This is a genomic window from Methylocaldum sp., from assembly GCF_035627495.1.
Classification (GTDB): Bacteria; Pseudomonadota; Gammaproteobacteria; order Methylococcales; family Methylococcaceae; genus Methylocaldum.
This window is the reverse complement of record NZ_DASPLO010000071.1, coordinates 1-13765: the sequence shown is the minus strand read 5'-3', so window position 1 is coordinate 13765 and position 13765 is coordinate 1. Positions and strand designations below refer to the sequence as shown.

The following is a 13765-nucleotide window of genomic DNA, read 5'->3' as shown; positions in this document are numbered from 1 at the left end:
CTTCAACCGAATGACCTTATCTTCACTCATGGCGTATTCGCTCCTCTCAACAGGAATGGATGACCTCGAAGACCATCCAGAATACGCCGCCTACCTCAGCCCCTCATCCACAACTTTCGAGCATAACTCTAGAAACGCCCGCTAACGATTTTATGAGCTTTCATCACCTGCTATCATCGTCCTGTAGCCATACCCGAGGTACATAAAACTCCGTTTGCTCGCCAAACGATGCGATATAGCAGCGTTTGTGAGCAAATCTATATCTACGACAACCGGGCAAGCCTTATGTTAGGAAGCAGAACAAATTCGGAAAAGGAACGCCGGCACGCACCGCGGTTGGATTCGCGGATTTCCGCTTATCTAATCACGCCCTCGAGCAGCCCTTTGCGGGGAATCGCGAAAAACATAAGCCGATCCGGTGTCTTCATTGAAACCACAAAACCGTTGAGTAGGCTCGTTGGAGAACCAGCCCGGTTGATCTTCACTCTTGAACACGGGAATTTAGTGCGGTTGGCTCGCTACTCGGTTGTTATAGTACGAGAGTCGCAGCACGGAATCGGCCTCGGCTTTCGGCACTCGACGAAGGCGGCGGACTCGCGTAAAACCTAGCCGTCGAGCTATGGTCAGCCAAGATCAAAACATGATAGTCCGACTGATTCAAAGGAAGATCGCCATTTCCCGAAACCTGAAGTAATTGCCTTGCAGCCTACATCAAATAGGCGAACGGCAACGCCTCGACCGTTTCGCCCGGCTCCACGGAAGCGCGGTCGTGCTCCAGGATAATCAAGGCGTTCGCCAGGCTCATGGAGCGAAGAATACCGGAACCCTGTTTGCCGCTCGTACGCACTAGCCAATCGCCGGTATGAGTTCTTTCGAGAATACCCCGCTGATACTCCGTACGGCCCGGCCTCTTAACCAACCGCTCAATACACTTGGCTTTCAACGTGGGAATAACCGGCCGCTCCAGGATCCCCATTTTTTTCTCAAGCAACGGAAGGACAAATTGGTAAAAACTCACCATCACGGCAACCGGGTTACCCGGCAATCCGATGAAAGTTGACGCACCGATATTACCGAAAGCCAAGGGGCGCCCCGGCTTCATAGCAACCTTCCAAAAACCGATACTGCCTATCGAAGACAGAACCTCCTTGACGAAATCAGCCTCACCCACCGACACACCTCCCGAGGAAATGACCACATCGGCAGTGGAAGCGGCTCTCGTCAAGGCTTCTCTTAACAACTCCGAATCATCGGGCACAATACCTTGATCCATCACCTTAACGCTCAACCGCTTTAACGCTGAGTGGAGCGTATAACGGTTGCTGTCGTATATGCCGCCAACTCCCAGCGATCTGCCAATCTGATGCACTTCGTCTCCCGTGGACAAAAGAGCAACCCGGGGCCGCCTCTTGACCCTAATCTCGCTAATTCCCAAAGAGGCGATCAGCCCGACATCCGGCGGGGTCAGATAGCGCCCCTGGTTTAGAACCGTTTCTCCGCGCTTGATATTCTCACCCGCCATGCGGACATTGTCCGCGGTGCGATGCCGCCCTCCGGTGACGCCGATATAATCTTCGTCGATATCGACGTGCTCCTGCATCAACACGGTATCGGACCCGGCCGGCATGGGTGCGCCGGTCATGATGCGCACAACTTGGCCCGGAAGCACGGTTCCAGCGAAGGGTTTTCCCGCCAAAGCCAGGCCCACCACCCGCATTTTCGCCATGCTATCTGAACCCGGCAAATCCTCTCCCCTCAAGGCATAGCCATCGACGGCCGCATTGGTATGGGAAGGCACATCCAGCGGCGAGACCACGGACTCATGCAAAACTCTAGCTGCGGCCTCAAGTATGCCGACTTGCTCATAACCCTTAACCGAGGAAACAGCTTCCAGCATACGTCTTAACGCTTCATTGACATGAAGCGCATCGTGTTCTTCATCGTCGCTACAACTGGGGTGGTTAATCGGCGTCGTAGTCATGGCAAAACCAAGCAAGAAATTATTCGGAACCGGTAAGAATGGTACTATTGGCGGCGAGAATGAGCGAAGACAAATTCGATAAAATTCCTGCCCCGAATGCGCCGATCAAAGGTCGGGGAGCCGCAAGCAATCGGGAGTCCCGCTACTCCGAGACTGTTCGAGAAAAGATCGATGACGGCTGGTGGCCCGAGGATACCCCTCCGCTGAAAACCATCGTAACGCACGAAACCTCTCGCAGCATTATCACCCGTAACCGGTCGCCGGACATCCCTTTCGATCAATCGATTAACGCCTACCGGGGCTGTGAACATGGTTGCATCTATTGCTATGCGCGGCCTAGCCATGCTTATTTGGGGCTATCGCCCGGACTGGACTTCGAAAGCCGGCTGTTCGTCAAACCCGATGCGGCGGATCTGCTGCGGAAAGAGCTAGCCAAGAAAACCCACCGCCCTTCTCCAATTGCTTTGGGCGCCAACACCGATCCCTATCAACCTCTTGAGAAGGAGTGGCACATCACCCGGCAGATACTCGAGGTGCTCTACGAATGCCGCCACCCGGTCAGTATCACGACCAAATCGGCTCTGATCGAGCGCGACCTTGACCTTCTTTCGGCAATGGCTCGGGAACGTTTGGCTCAAGTCCAGATTTCCATCACCACACTTGACAAAGGGCTAGCCCGGATCATGGAGCCGCGGGCCACCAGTCCGCAACGTCGCCTCCAATCGATTCGCCTGCTGGTAGACGCTGGCGTGCCGGTTACCGTACTGGTCGCCCCGGTGATTCCAATCCTCACGGATGCGGAACTTGAAACTATTCTTGCTCAAGCGGCTGCACATGGGGCCGTCCGTGCCGAGTACATCATGCTGCGCCTTCCTCTTGAATTGAATGGATTATTTCGCGAATGGCTGGAAACCCATACCCCGCTTAAAGCCAAGCACGTTCTGGCGCGACAGCGTGATATCCATGGCGGTAAACCGTATGAATCGAGCTTCGGCCTTCGCCAATCCGGATCAGGTATTTATGCTGACCTCATCCAGAAGCGATTCCTGCTGGCTCTCAAGAAAACGGGGCTGAATGCCACTGAAATCCATCTAAATTCGGATCTCTTTCAGCCCCCCAGCGATGCCCCTGTGCAAACCAGCCTGTTCTGATGCTTGCTGGAATCTCCGAAACAAGCTGAATTTACGGATGTCCGGCTAGCCGCAACCATTGCTTCCGGAAACTTGTGCTACGCTTTCACGCTGAAAGTAAAAGTCAAAGCACCGCCTAAGGATCCCGAGTTTGGACGAGCTTTACACCGAATTATGCGTCCTACAAAGCCACCTGGGTAACCTCGTCGACTGTATTCGACAGAACCAGATCAAACTGCATCGCTTCCAAACATTGGAAATGACTTTGCTCACGCTGAACTCTTTGCGTGAACTGGTCGATCAAGTCCTGGAAGATACCCGAACTGTATTCGAGCTTGACGCCGTTACCTTCGTATTGATTGACGAAAAAGGCGAGCTGGAGCACTTCCTCAGAGAAGACGGCCTAGATGTCGCTAAACTGCCAAACCTCATCTTACTCTCCAGCGGCGAAATACTAGATCGAACTTTCCGAAAGACCTTGAGGCCTTATTTAGGATCCTATAAGCCGGAAAAATGCGCCGCATTTTTCCCAACCTTGCCGGACATCTCTCCCAGCGTCGCGCTCTTGCCTCTTTACCGGCGAGGCAGACTCATGGGAAGCTTAAACCTTGCGAGCGCCGACACGACCCGTTTTTGCGAGCAGATGGCGACCGATTTTCTGGATCGCCTGGCCTGCGTACTCAGCGTATGCCTTGAAAACACCCTGAATTTCGAGTTGCTGCGGCGGACCAGCCTGATCGATATGCTCACCGGCGTCAACAATCGGCGCTATTTCGAACAACGTATCAGCGAAGAGGTTGACCGGGCGCTACGTAGCGGCGAATGTCTGTCATGCTTATTTCTGGATGTCGATCACTTCAAGAAAGTCAATGATACCTATGGGCATCAAAGCGGTGATCGAGTGTTAGTCGACGTGGCACAGACAATTCGTTCCATGCTGCGGAACAACGACGTATTGGCTCGCTATGGCGGCGAGGAGTTCGTGGCACTTCTCTCTACGGGGACGGGTGATCGAGCTGCCGCCGATGTTGCCGAACGAATCCGCCAACGCATCACCAGTCGCGAGTTCTACGACAAGGACGGCGAGATACTGAAGATAAGTTTGTCTATCGGCGTAGCCACTTTGGACCCGGCAAAGGTCAACGGGGTTGACGCCACCGACGCCCGGCTTATCGAAGCGGCCGATATGGCGCTGTATCAGGCCAAAAACAACGGTCGAAATTGTGTGGTCAGCGGCGGGTTTGTTAAACCAAGCATCAAAAAAGCACCGCAACAGTACGTTGCCGGCTTTTAGAGCCGGAGAAAACGCCTCCGGCTCTAATATTCAGTGCAAGGCTATTTAGCCGGTTTTGGCGGTTCAGGCGTGTTTGCTTCGGGGCTGCTGTCCGACGGCTCCACCGCAGGGCTTTCCGCTGGTTTTTCTGGTTCCGGCTTATTTGATTCCAAGCTGGTATCGGGCTGCTTCGATGGATCGATCGCAGGACTTTCAGCCGGCTTCGGTTTCTGGAACTGCTCTATTTTCGCCTTGTTTTTCAGTTCAGTAATGTGCTGTTGCAACTTTTGCGTTTGCATCATGGATCGCAATTGATCTTTAACAGCATCAAAGGGCGGTGGCGGCTGATCCCGTGAATCTTCGCGCTGAATCACGTGCCAACCGAACTGAGTCTGAACCGGCGCTTGAGTTAATTCGCCATTCTTGAGTGCAACCACCGCATTCGCGAACGGCGGCACCATTTGTTGCGGGTTAAACCAGCCTAAATCACCGCCATTTGCCTTGGAGCCGGGATCTTTAGAAACTTTCTTCGCGATATCCGCGAATTTTTCTCCTTTTTGGAGCCTTTTTATCACATCCTTCGCCGCATCCTCCGTCTCCACTAAGATATGCTTGGCCTTATATTCGGTCAGCTTCATCGAACCGACCCGCTGGTCATATTCCTTCTTCAACTCTTCGTCCGTAATCGGAGCGCTATTAATGAAATGTTCCGCGGCGATTTGTGACAACACCATGCGGTCCGCGTTTTCTACGCGTGCGGCGTATTTCGGATCTTTAGTCAGTTGCTGAGCCTCGGCTTCCTGGCGGAGCAGTTCGCGCTTGATCAGTTCATCAATGATTTTGTCTTCCGGTACGCTATTTTCGCCGCGGCGCTGAGCCAGTTCCGATGACAAAATATCGACCGCGGGCCTGCTGATTGCTTTGCCATTGACTACGGCGACTGAGTTCTCAGCACTCGGGGCCTCGGACGTGCTTGTCGCACCCTTTTGGGCATCAGTGCCAACATTGTTGCATCCGGCGACAACCATCGCGCTGGCGATGGCGGCGACAAGTGAGTATGTCTTCATTTATGGGTTTCCTTTTTGTTGAAATTCAAAGGGAGTGAAAGCCTTGATACTGAAGGCGTGTATCTCTTTCTGCATCAGGTCGCCCAGCGCACGATAAACCAACTGGTGCCGCTGAACCGAACTCTTTCCTTCAAAAGCCTCAGACACAATAGTGGCGTAAAAATGCCCGCCGCCGGTTTCCATGGCGCCTGAGTGACCGGCATGCGCCATACTGTCATCCATGATTTCCAAATGTACCGGCAAGAGCGCCTCCTCCAGTCGACCCCTGATTTTTTCGACCCGGCTCGTCATTATAGGAACACCTTCTTGAATGGTTTAACCGTAACACGCGCATACACTCCGGCCCGACGATAAGGATCCCCATCCGCCCAGGCTTGAGCGGCGGCCAGGGAGGGGAACTCAGCGACAATTAAGCTGCCGGTAAATCCGGCTTCGCCGGGATCTTCGCAATCAACAGCCGGGTGGGGACCCGCCAAGATCAACCGCCCCTCGGCTTGCAGCGCTTTCAGCCGCTCAAGATGGGCAGGGCGCGCCTCCTGGCGAAACCGGAGACTTCCCTCGGCATCCTCACAAATAATGGCGTAGAGCATTACTCCTCCGGTTTGGGTTCAGGCAAGAAACGGGATAGATATATGGACTGGACAACGACAAACAAGAACGTCAGCCCCAAGAGGCCGAAAAGCTTAAAGTTGACCCAAATCTCCGTGTTGAAATTGTAAATTACGAATAGGTTGACACCGCCGAGAATGACGAAGAAGAAGGCCCAGCTCAGATTCAATCTACGCCAAACTGATCCTGGCAATTCAATCTGATTACCTAACATACGCTCGATCAGCGTTCTCTCACTAAATAGCTGGCTGGCTAGAAAGGCTATACCGAACAACCAATTGAGTACGGTCGGCTTCCATTTGATGAAGAGCTCATCTTTCAAAAACAATGTCGCACCACCAAAAACAACGATGATCGCCAGCGACACCAAGTGCATGGGCTCGACTTTGCGCGTCTTGAACCAGGTGATACCCACCTGAACGACAGTAGCGACAATAGCGGCTAGGGTTGCGGCGTAAATGCCGGAGACTTTATATGCAATAAAAAAAAGAAAAATCGGAAAAAAATCGAACAGTAACTTCATAGTCCGGATGTGGCTGAAAAAGGTTTGAAATCAGGCGTAGTCGTCCACGCCTAATATTTGGCTGAGAGCGCTTTTTGCCTCATATTGCGGCAAATCGGATTGTGTTAGATAGGCATTTAGTGCGTGCTTCGCCCTGGCACTCAGCGCCAATTGGTATCGTTCGGCTCGCTGCTCTTCGCTTTCATTCCGCCGCTTGGTCAACTGATTGAGGTGATTTAGGACGGCTTCAAGTTCATCCGACGCGGCGACACCTTCTGTACCGCGACCATCTTCCCTAATGTCGGTATTTTTAACCTCAGCCGCTGTCCCAGAACCAGCCGGACTGATCTCTCGAATAGCCGTAAGCTCGCGCTGACGTCTGATTTCGGCGAGCGTGTAAGCAGATGTAGAGGCGGCTTTTTGAATATCCACTGTCGGAAGGCGCCTACGGTTTACCTATTCAATCCTTTATAATACATAATATTTCACAGAACCTTATACTCGACAATACCCTGCCGACCAATATGCCGAAGCTCCAACACATCAAAGGCTACGCATGGGAAGCGCATCAAGTCGAAAACAGAAAATGCCTACGGATATTAATCAGAACGCTTCGGACTGATACGGCACCACTCTGCTTATTGAGCTTTTCCAAGGCGCCTCGGTCCAATTTTTAATCAATAAGGTTTTATCTAAACAGTCACACCCAAACCTATGGACGAACAAACCAGAATCGAACTGGAAGCGGCTGCTTTCCGACGTTTGCTACAGCATCTGCGCGATCATACCGACGTACAGAACATCGACCTGATGCTTTTGGCGGACTTTTGCCGTAACTGCCTGGCCAAATGGTACGGCGCCGCGGCCAAGGAACGAGGCATCGAAATGGAATATCCCGCCGCGCAGGAAATCATTTATGGCATGCCGTACGCCGAATGGAAAGCCAAGTATCAAAAGGAAGCCACGCCGGAGCAACTCAAGGCCATGGAGGAAATCCAACGTCGCAAGGAAGCCGCCGATCATTAGCGGCATCGATCCGCCCGACGCAGGGACATTAGAATGTTCCGCCGTTCCAGCCCCAATGACTACCTTTGATATCGGTAAATTCTATATAAACCCGCGCCGGGGAGATCTTGAGTTGCTGCTCCAGCAAGCCGCAGATTGTCCTGGATAGGGACTTGGTCTGAACGGCGGGCAGGCCGATACTCTTAAGTTCCACATAGGCCGCCGGCTCGCTGGTGCCGGCAAACAGCATGGGAACATCTCCGTTCAAACTCACCATCACATACGCTTCCGGCTTTCCGAGCTCCTTGGCCAACAGGCGTGAAGCCGCAACCAAGAGCGACTCGCGCTGGTCGGGAGCAACCGGCCGATTGATCTGCATTGTCAGATAGGGCATAGCACAACTCCACTACTGGACAAGAAAATCGGTAAAGAATAAATCCTTTAGCCCTTCGCTCGCACCGTATTTTTCCAAGGTTTTGGTGACATCCTGCAGCGCAGCTTGACGAAGCTTCTCGCGCTCATCGGCAGCGGAAAGCTGCTCGGGATTGCGGTTGGAAAAAAGCATGATCAAAGCATGGCGAATAGGCGGCATGTGCATTTTAATTTTTTCCGCATTCTCCTTGCCATCGACCAACAGTTGAATGTCGGCTCTAAGGTAATGGCGTTTTCCTTCAAGATTCACCAGCACCGATGCCAACGGCAAATATTCGACCCCGCCATCTCCGCCCTCGCCTTCTTCGCCGCTCATGGCGCAAACAAACGGACTAAGCAAGAAAAGAAGAAACAGAGCCAGAATTCTCGATCTTCCCACGACAGATTCTCCAAGTAGCTTTTGATTAGCGTTTCGTCGCGTTCGCCCGATTATAGTTTAAAATCATGGCCCTTCAGTATTTCCGGCCGATTCCCATGAGACCACCCAAACCTCTGGGTCCTGTAATGCTCGATCTACAGGGCCTCACCCTAAGTCCCGATGAGAAAGACAAATTGACTCACCCTGCCGCAGGGGGGCTCATTTTGTTCAGCCGGAATTATGAGTCGCCCCAACAGCTCATGACTCTTATCGGAGAAATTCGCGCTTCGCGCCCGGAAATTTTGATTGCGGTAGATCACGAAGGCGGCCGCGTGCAGCGCTTCCGCGAAGGATTTACAGGATTACCGCCCGCCGCACGTTATCGAGAGTCGAACGGGCAACAGACGCTCTCGGAGGCTACGGCCGAAACGGCCGGCTGGCTCATGGCGGCGGAACTCCGAGCGATTGACGTCGATTTCAGTTTCGCACCCGTTTTAGATGTGGATTCGGGGATCAGCGACATTATCGGCAATCGTGCATTTTCCCGCGACCCATTGGAAGCGGCGACCCTCGCCCGAGCTTTTGCGAAAGGCATGAGACGAGCCGGAATGGCCGCCGTCGGAAAACACTTTCCCGGCCATGGTGGCGTGGCGGAGGATTCCCATCTTGCGCTCCCGGTCGACCACCGCGCCTTTGATGAAATTGAAAACCGCGACTTACAGCCATTCAAAACCCTGATCGAGTTCGGGCTGGAGGGAATCATGCCGGCCCACGTGGTTTATGCGGCAATCGATGAGCGGCCCGCCGGTTTTTCAAGATTTTGGATCCAAGAAGTCCTCCGCCGCCGGCTCGGATTTGGCGGAACCGTATTTAGCGACGATCTGTCCATGGCCGGCGCAGCCTTTGCCGGAAACTACGTCGACCGCGCCCGGCTAGCGCTCGAAGCCGGTTGCGACATGGTCCTCGTCTGCAACATGCCGGAAGCCGCGGGGCAGGTTCTTGAAGCCTTGACGAATCATTCCAATCCAGAACGCGAATCCCGGCTCCAACGGATGCGGGGCCACTTTTCTATGGATCGTAACGCATTATTGGCCAGCGCAGACTGGCAACGCGCTACGGAAATGATCGCGTCCATCAACGAACAAACAGGACACGCATGAACATATCGGAAGAAATCGAAAGAGTGATCGCCGAGGCCGACTGCCTTTTTACGGAAAGCGAGGTCGAAGCGGCCCTCGACCGCATGGCGACCGAAATAACTGCTCTTATCGGCGATAGGGCTCCATTGCTGCTTTCGGTTCTCAACGGCGGCATCATTCCCACCACAAAGCTCGCCCTGCGTCTGCACTTCCCCTTGGAAATCGACTCCATCAAAGCTGGACGCTATCAAGGAGAAACCCGCGGCAGCGAGATTCGCTGGCTTCTGAAGCCGACTATCTCTCTCCGAGGACGGACGGTGCTTATAATCGACGACATTTTGGATGAAGGTATTACGCTGGCCGAGATTCGGAAGTACTGTCTCGAGGAAGGCGCCGAATCTGTATACACCGCTGTCGTCGTAGACAAAAAATTGAACAAGGAAAAACCTTGTCGCGCCGATTTTATCGGATTGGAAGCCGAGGACCGCTACCTGTTCGGTTTCGGCATGGATTACAAGAACTATCTTCGCAATTGGCCGGGCATCTTCGCCTGTAAGCGGGTTTACTGATAAAGGGGACCACCATGAACCAAATGGCTATCATTGGAGGAACGGGCCTCACGCGACTCCCCGATCTGACGATTGTCCGGCGTGAAAGAGTCACGACACCGTATGGAGATCCATCGTCGGAGCTGGTTTTCGGCCGCTTCCATCAACAAGACCTGGTGTTTCTGGCACGCCACGGCAATCCGCATATCGTCCCGCCGCACAAGATCAATTACCGCGCGAACATATGGGCGCTGAAAGAAGCGGGCGTCACCTGCATTTTGGCGGTAGCCGCCGTAGGTGGCATCCGCGCAGACATGGTGCCGGGAAAAATCGCCATACCCGACCAAATCATCGATTACACCTACGGGCGGCCACACACATTCTTCGAGGTAGACCTCGATCTGGTGACCCACATCGATTTCACTCACCCCTACAGCCCGTGGTTGCGGGAAAAGGTATTGACGGCAGCTCGGGTCGCCGGCGTCGGCATCGTCGACGGCGGCGTGTATGGCTGCACGCAAGGGCCGCGGCTGGAAACCGCGGCGGAAATCAGCCGCATGGAGCGTGACGGCAGCGATCTCGTGGGAATGACCGGTATGCCGGAAGCCGCCCTGGCACGAGAACTCGGCATCGATTACGCCTGCTGCGCCGTGGTTGCCAATTGGGCGGCGGGAAAAACGGCGGCCGAGATTACGATGGCGGAAATCGAGGCGAACTTGATTGCCGGAATGGACGATTTAGCCTTGATCTTGAGACATCTGGTTCAGGCGTAAGGCATCGCCGCGTTTAACCGCAGCCGCCGACCATTACCTTCACGGTCTTTTGCGTTCCGAAAAACTTCCCCTCCGACTCCGCAATCACCAGTATCGGGCTCGTTTCGTTCATCTTTAGGCGCAAGGATGCGAACCCGTCGGCTCCTGGCTCGAAACGAATCTGAGCCGCAAGCGGCGTGGGGTTTTTCTCCACGAAGATGAGCATCCGCGAGGTATTCGGCAACCGGCTCTCTACCGAAATCGGCACGATTGCCCCATTCTCGGCCAAGTCCGGCACGTCGAGCGCAATCTGGTCGGTCTCGGCCCATGATGCTCCCGCCAACACATCAGCAAGCAGTCGACTGAAACCGTCGCCCGTTCGTTGCGTCACCTTGGATTTTGCCGCGCCAAGCACAGGCGACCAGAGTCCGGTCATCACGGCCAAAGCGGCCAGCATTCGAAAGAAATTGCGTCTGGATTGCGCCACGTAGATTCCCTGCTTGAACCCGAGTTATCTAATGACTACCTTAAACTTCGGCCTCGATCGAACTTCAGTCACCAACATGTCCAGCATCAAGATACGCACCAAGCAGGAAAACGGCTTAACGACCGTTCGCATGCTCATCACCCACCCCATGGAAACCGGTCGCCGGCGAGACGACCTGACGGGAAGGATCGTTCCGGCTCACTTTATTCGGGAAGTAAAAATAGAGCACAACCGACGGCTGGTCGCAACTTGCGAGCTAAGCACGGCTGTGTCCAAAGATCCCTACATCTCGATTCGATTTCGCGGCGGAAAAACGGGCGACCGCATCCGTGTAACCTGGGCGGATAACCTGGGAAACACTGACAGCGCCGAAGGCACGATCAGTTAACTTCCTGCGACCCGCTTACAATTCGCGGGTCGCGCTGAAGCGGATATCCGGCCAGCGCTCTTGGGTAAGCTGCAGGTTTACCCGGCTGCTCGCCAGATAGACCAAATAACCGCTGCCGTCCTCGGCTAGATTATCGAAAACCTTGCGCTTGAACTCCTCCAGCTTCTTCGGATCGTCACATCCGACCCAACGCGCCGTGGTGACCGGCACGTTGTCGTAAACGCATTCCACGTTGTACTCCGACTTCAACCGGAAAGCCGTCACGTCGAACTGCAAGACCCCAACGGCGCCAAGGATAAGATCGTTATTCTTGAGCGGACGAAAGAGCTGAGTCGCACCCTCTTCAGTCAACTGCTGCAATCCCTTTTGCAAGGCCTTGGCACGAAGCGGGTCTTTCAGCACCACCCGACGGAACAATTCCGGAGCGAAATAGGGCACCCCCTCGTACTTGAGCGTCTCGCCCTGACTGAACGTATCGCCCACCTGAATCGTGCCGTGGTTATGCAAGCCGATGATGTCACCCGGATATGCTTCTTCAACGTTGGTTCGGGTATCGGCCTGGAACGTGATGGCATTCGCTATCTGCACGGATTTGCCGATGCGCACGTGGTGCATCCGCATGCCTTTCACGTATTTGCCCGAGCAGATCCTTAGAAAGGCGATGCGATCGCGGTGCGCGGGGTCCATGTTCGCCTGAATTTTGAAGACGAAACCCGTGAACCTTTCTTCATCGGGCTCCACCGGGCGCTCGCGGGCTCGCCGCGATTGAGGCGGCGGCGCGTAGTCTGCAAATGCGTCCAACAACTCCAGCACGCCGAAGTTATTGATCGCCGAGCCGAAAAATACCGGCGTTTGCTTTCCGGCCAGATACGCGTGGATATCGAACTCATGACTGGCGCCGCGCACCAGTTCGATCTCCATCCGCAATTCGTCCGCTTGATCACCCAGCACTTCATCTAACCGAGGATTATCCAGTCCCTGGATCACCTCCCCTTCGACGATGCGGTCACCATGGGAAGGACTGAACAACTGAACCGCGTCCGCATATAACTGATAAACGCCCTTGAAGCGCTTACCCATGCCGATGGGCCACGTCATAGGCGCACATTGAATCTTTAGGATGCGCTCGATTTCATCCAGCAATTCGATGGGCTCCCGCCCTTCCCGGTCGAGCTTGTTGATGAAAGTCAGGATCGGTGTGTCTCTTAATCGGCACACCTCCATGAGTTTGATAGTCCGTTCCTCGACACCCTTGGCGCTGTCGATCACCATCAATGCGGAGTCCACTGCCGTAAGCGTCCGGTAAGTATCCTCGGAAAAGTCCTCATGCCCGGGGGTATCCAGCAGATTGAAGATCTTGTCCTTATGCTCGAACTGCATGACCGAAGTCGTGACCGAAATCCCTCTCTGCTTTTCCATCTCCATCCAGTCCGAGGTAGCGTGACGAGCCGCTTTGCGCCCTTTGACCGAACCGGCCATCTGGATCGCGCCTCCGAACAGGAGGAGCTTTTCGGTCAACGTGGTTTTACCGGCGTCCGGGTGAGAAATAATGGCGAAGGTGCGGCGGCGGTTTAATTCCGAAATGAATTCAGACATCGAAAGTTGCAACGAAAAACGGGAATTATACCGTGCTCGCCGCGAGTAACGGCAGCCGAGTACGACTCTCTACTGAGAGACTATGGCCTTATCGCGGCCGGCCTGGTTGCAATGTGTTTGGAAAGACGGGAATCACACTATCTGTTGCGCCGATCAGCGGCATCTTCCATCTTCCTGCCGAGCTTTTGAACATCCTTACCGAAGCCCGACACGGTATTGCACCCCGCGAGCGCTGCAATCACTAGCGACATCAGGACGCTAAAAGCGAATTTCCTCACAAATGCCCTCCACAAAAAAATTCGACCGATCACTATAGGGGTTAGTCACGGCTGATTTCAATAACTTTGGCTCGAAGTGTCTAGGTTCTGTTGACATTTCAACGCAACCAGATGAGTGCTGAGACGAAGCGAAGAAAGCCCATGAAGTTACGCTGCAATTTTTCGAAGCGGGCAAAGATTCTTCGGAAGTGTTTGATTTTGCCAAAGAAGCATTCGATCA

Annotated in this window: 19 protein-coding genes; 8 read left to right on the top strand and 11 right to left on the bottom strand. The window is 54.0% G+C overall.

All coding sequences use genetic code 11. The annotated features are described in order from the left end of the window. Positions 1-228: 228 nt before the first annotated feature. Positions 229-609: a PilZ domain-containing protein gene (locus tag VEB01_RS23050; RefSeq protein ID WP_414675419.1), complete on the top strand. Its 381-nt coding sequence runs from the start codon at positions 229-231 to the stop codon at positions 607-609. A 97-nt stretch (positions 610-706) separates the two neighbouring features. Here the strand turns inward: VEB01_RS23050 and moeA are convergent, their stop codons facing one another. Further along, positions 707-1981: a molybdopterin molybdotransferase MoeA gene (gene moeA, locus VEB01_RS05720; RefSeq protein WP_324873595.1), complete on the bottom strand. Its 1275-nt coding sequence runs from the start codon at positions 1979-1981 to the stop codon at positions 707-709. 59 nt (positions 1982-2040) lie between these two features. Here moeA and VEB01_RS05715 point away from each other — a divergent pair, with 59 nt between their 5' ends. Together VEB01_RS05715 and VEB01_RS05710 are read left to right on the top strand one after the other, a co-directional pair. Further along, positions 2041-3132 carry a PA0069 family radical SAM protein gene (locus tag VEB01_RS05715; RefSeq protein ID WP_324873594.1) on the top strand — a complete coding sequence of 364 codons (1092 nt, stop codon included), beginning with the start codon at positions 2041-2043 and terminating at the stop codon, positions 3130-3132. A gap of 130 nt (positions 3133-3262) precedes the next feature. Next, complete coding sequence (locus tag VEB01_RS05710; protein ID WP_324873592.1) at positions 3263-4405, top strand: DUF484 family protein; 1143 nt, start codon at positions 3263-3265, stop codon at positions 4403-4405. A 41-nt stretch (positions 4406-4446) separates the two neighbouring features. Here the strand turns inward: VEB01_RS05710 and VEB01_RS05705 are convergent, their stop codons facing one another. From VEB01_RS05705 to VEB01_RS05685, 5 genes are read right to left on the bottom strand one after another with little or no spacing between them, the layout of a single operon-like run. Further along, positions 4447-5451: a peptidylprolyl isomerase gene (locus tag VEB01_RS05705; RefSeq protein ID WP_324873590.1), complete on the bottom strand. Its 1005-nt coding sequence runs from the start codon at positions 5449-5451 to the stop codon at positions 4447-4449. Beyond that, the gene (locus VEB01_RS05700) at positions 5452-5742 is read right to left on the bottom strand and encodes a BolA family protein (RefSeq protein ID WP_324873588.1); all 291 of its coding nucleotides are present in this window, start codon (positions 5740-5742) and stop codon (positions 5452-5454) included. Then, positions 5742-6041, bottom strand: coding sequence for a YciI family protein (locus VEB01_RS05695; RefSeq protein WP_324873586.1), 300 nt, complete (start codon positions 6039-6041; stop codon positions 5742-5744). The genes VEB01_RS05700 and VEB01_RS05695 overlap by 1 nt, the downstream gene beginning before the upstream one ends. After that, positions 6041-6583, bottom strand: coding sequence for a septation protein A (locus VEB01_RS05690; RefSeq protein ID WP_324873584.1), 543 nt, complete (start codon positions 6581-6583; stop codon positions 6041-6043). The genes VEB01_RS05695 and VEB01_RS05690 overlap by 1 nt, the downstream gene beginning before the upstream one ends. 30 nt (positions 6584-6613) lie before the next feature. Next, the gene (locus VEB01_RS05685; protein WP_324873582.1) at positions 6614-6994 is read right to left on the bottom strand and encodes a hypothetical protein; all 381 of its coding nucleotides are present in this window, start codon (positions 6992-6994) and stop codon (positions 6614-6616) included. Positions 6995-7276: 282 nt separating this feature from the next. Here VEB01_RS05685 and VEB01_RS05680 point away from each other — a divergent pair, with 282 nt between their 5' ends. Then, on the top strand, positions 7277-7588 hold the full coding sequence (locus VEB01_RS05680; RefSeq protein ID WP_324873580.1) for a DUF1244 domain-containing protein: 312 nt from the start codon (positions 7277-7279) through the stop codon (positions 7586-7588). Positions 7589-7616: 28 nt separating this feature from the next. Here VEB01_RS05680 and VEB01_RS05675 read toward each other — a convergent pair whose 3' ends face one another. Together VEB01_RS05675 and VEB01_RS05670 are read right to left on the bottom strand one after the other, a co-directional pair. Beyond that, the gene (locus tag VEB01_RS05675) at positions 7617-7961 is read right to left on the bottom strand and encodes a phenylpyruvate tautomerase MIF-related protein (RefSeq protein ID WP_324873578.1); all 345 of its coding nucleotides are present in this window, start codon (positions 7959-7961) and stop codon (positions 7617-7619) included. A gap of 12 nt (positions 7962-7973) precedes the next feature. Then, positions 7974-8315: a flagellar basal body-associated FliL family protein gene (locus tag VEB01_RS05670; RefSeq protein WP_324873577.1), complete on the bottom strand. Its 342-nt coding sequence runs from the start codon at positions 8313-8315 to the stop codon at positions 7974-7976. Positions 8316-8473: 158 nt separating this feature from the next. On the opposite strand from VEB01_RS05670, the gene nagZ reads away from it, so the two are divergent. The 3 genes from nagZ to VEB01_RS05655 are packed head-to-tail and all read left to right on the top strand — an operon-like array spanning position 8474 to position 10817. Then, a complete protein-coding gene (gene nagZ / locus VEB01_RS05665) occupies positions 8474-9517 on the top strand; it encodes a beta-N-acetylhexosaminidase (protein ID WP_324873575.1) in 1044 nt (347 codons plus the stop codon). Beyond that, positions 9514-10065: a hypoxanthine-guanine phosphoribosyltransferase gene (locus tag VEB01_RS05660; protein ID WP_324873573.1), complete on the top strand. Its 552-nt coding sequence runs from the start codon at positions 9514-9516 to the stop codon at positions 10063-10065. Before nagZ ends, VEB01_RS05660 begins: the two co-directional genes overlap by 4 nt. Before the next feature lie 14 nt (positions 10066-10079). After that, the gene (locus VEB01_RS05655) at positions 10080-10817 is read left to right on the top strand and encodes an S-methyl-5'-thioinosine phosphorylase (protein WP_324873571.1); all 738 of its coding nucleotides are present in this window, start codon (positions 10080-10082) and stop codon (positions 10815-10817) included. A gap of 13 nt (positions 10818-10830) precedes the next feature. Here the strand turns inward: VEB01_RS05655 and soxY are convergent, their stop codons facing one another. Then, the gene (gene soxY, locus VEB01_RS05650; protein WP_324873569.1) at positions 10831-11283 is read right to left on the bottom strand and encodes a thiosulfate oxidation carrier protein SoxY; all 453 of its coding nucleotides are present in this window, start codon (positions 11281-11283) and stop codon (positions 10831-10833) included. A gap of 31 nt (positions 11284-11314) precedes the next feature. Between soxY and soxZ the strand changes: the two genes are divergently transcribed. Next, positions 11315-11671 (top strand): thiosulfate oxidation carrier complex protein SoxZ, encoded by a 357-nt coding sequence (soxZ, locus tag VEB01_RS05645; RefSeq protein ID WP_324873567.1) that lies wholly within the window; start codon positions 11315-11317, stop codon positions 11669-11671. A gap of 15 nt (positions 11672-11686) precedes the next feature. On the opposite strand, the gene VEB01_RS05640 is transcribed toward soxZ, so the two are convergent. Beyond that, positions 11687-13267: a peptide chain release factor 3 gene (locus tag VEB01_RS05640; protein ID WP_324873565.1), complete on the bottom strand. Its 1581-nt coding sequence runs from the start codon at positions 13265-13267 to the stop codon at positions 11687-11689. A 137-nt stretch (positions 13268-13404) separates the two neighbouring features. Continuing rightward, positions 13405-13518: an entericidin A/B family lipoprotein gene (locus VEB01_RS05635; RefSeq protein ID WP_324873597.1), complete on the bottom strand. Its 114-nt coding sequence runs from the start codon at positions 13516-13518 to the stop codon at positions 13405-13407. Between the last annotated feature and the right edge of the window lie 247 nt (positions 13519-13765).

Bases quoted from the DNA above. Each gene is read 5' to 3' on its own strand.
- VEB01_RS05695 (WP_324873586.1), bottom strand. From the start codon at position 6,041: ATGCTCTACGCCATTATTTGTGAGGATGCCGAGGGAAGTCTCCGGTTT.
- VEB01_RS05675 (WP_324873578.1), bottom strand. From the start codon at position 7,961: ATGCCCTATCTGACAATGCAGATCAATCGGCCGGTTGCTCCCGACCAG.
- nagZ (WP_324873575.1), top strand. From the start codon at position 8,474: ATGAGACCACCCAAACCTCTGGGTCCTGTAATGCTCGATCTACAGGGC.
- VEB01_RS05715 (WP_324873594.1), top strand. From the start codon at position 2,041: ATGAGCGAAGACAAATTCGATAAAATTCCTGCCCCGAATGCGCCGATC.
- VEB01_RS05680 (WP_324873580.1), top strand. From the start codon at position 7,277: ATGGACGAACAAACCAGAATCGAACTGGAAGCGGCTGCTTTCCGACGT.
- VEB01_RS05655 (WP_324873571.1), top strand. From the start codon at position 10,080: ATGAACCAAATGGCTATCATTGGAGGAACGGGCCTCACGCGACTCCCC.
- VEB01_RS23050 (WP_414675419.1), top strand. From the start codon at position 229: ATGCGATATAGCAGCGTTTGTGAGCAAATCTATATCTACGACAACCGG.
- VEB01_RS05640 (WP_324873565.1), bottom strand. From the start codon at position 13,267: ATGTCTGAATTCATTTCGGAATTAAACCGCCGCCGCACCTTCGCCATT.
- soxZ (WP_324873567.1), top strand. From the start codon at position 11,315: ATGACTACCTTAAACTTCGGCCTCGATCGAACTTCAGTCACCAACATG.
- VEB01_RS05705 (WP_324873590.1), bottom strand. From the start codon at position 5,451: ATGAAGACATACTCACTTGTCGCCGCCATCGCCAGCGCGATGGTTGTC.
- VEB01_RS05635 (WP_324873597.1), bottom strand. From the start codon at position 13,518: ATGTCGCTAGTGATTGCAGCGCTCGCGGGGTGCAATACCGTGTCGGGC.
- moeA (WP_324873595.1), bottom strand. From the start codon at position 1,981: ATGACTACGACGCCGATTAACCACCCCAGTTGTAGCGACGATGAAGAA.
- VEB01_RS05660 (WP_324873573.1), top strand. From the start codon at position 9,514: ATGAACATATCGGAAGAAATCGAAAGAGTGATCGCCGAGGCCGACTGC.
- VEB01_RS05700 (WP_324873588.1), bottom strand. From the start codon at position 5,742: ATGACGAGCCGGGTCGAAAAAATCAGGGGTCGACTGGAGGAGGCGCTC.
- VEB01_RS05670 (WP_324873577.1), bottom strand. From the start codon at position 8,315: ATGAGCGGCGAAGAAGGCGAGGGCGGAGATGGCGGGGTCGAATATTTG.
- VEB01_RS05690 (WP_324873584.1), bottom strand. From the start codon at position 6,583: ATGAAGTTACTGTTCGATTTTTTTCCGATTTTTCTTTTTTTTATTGCA.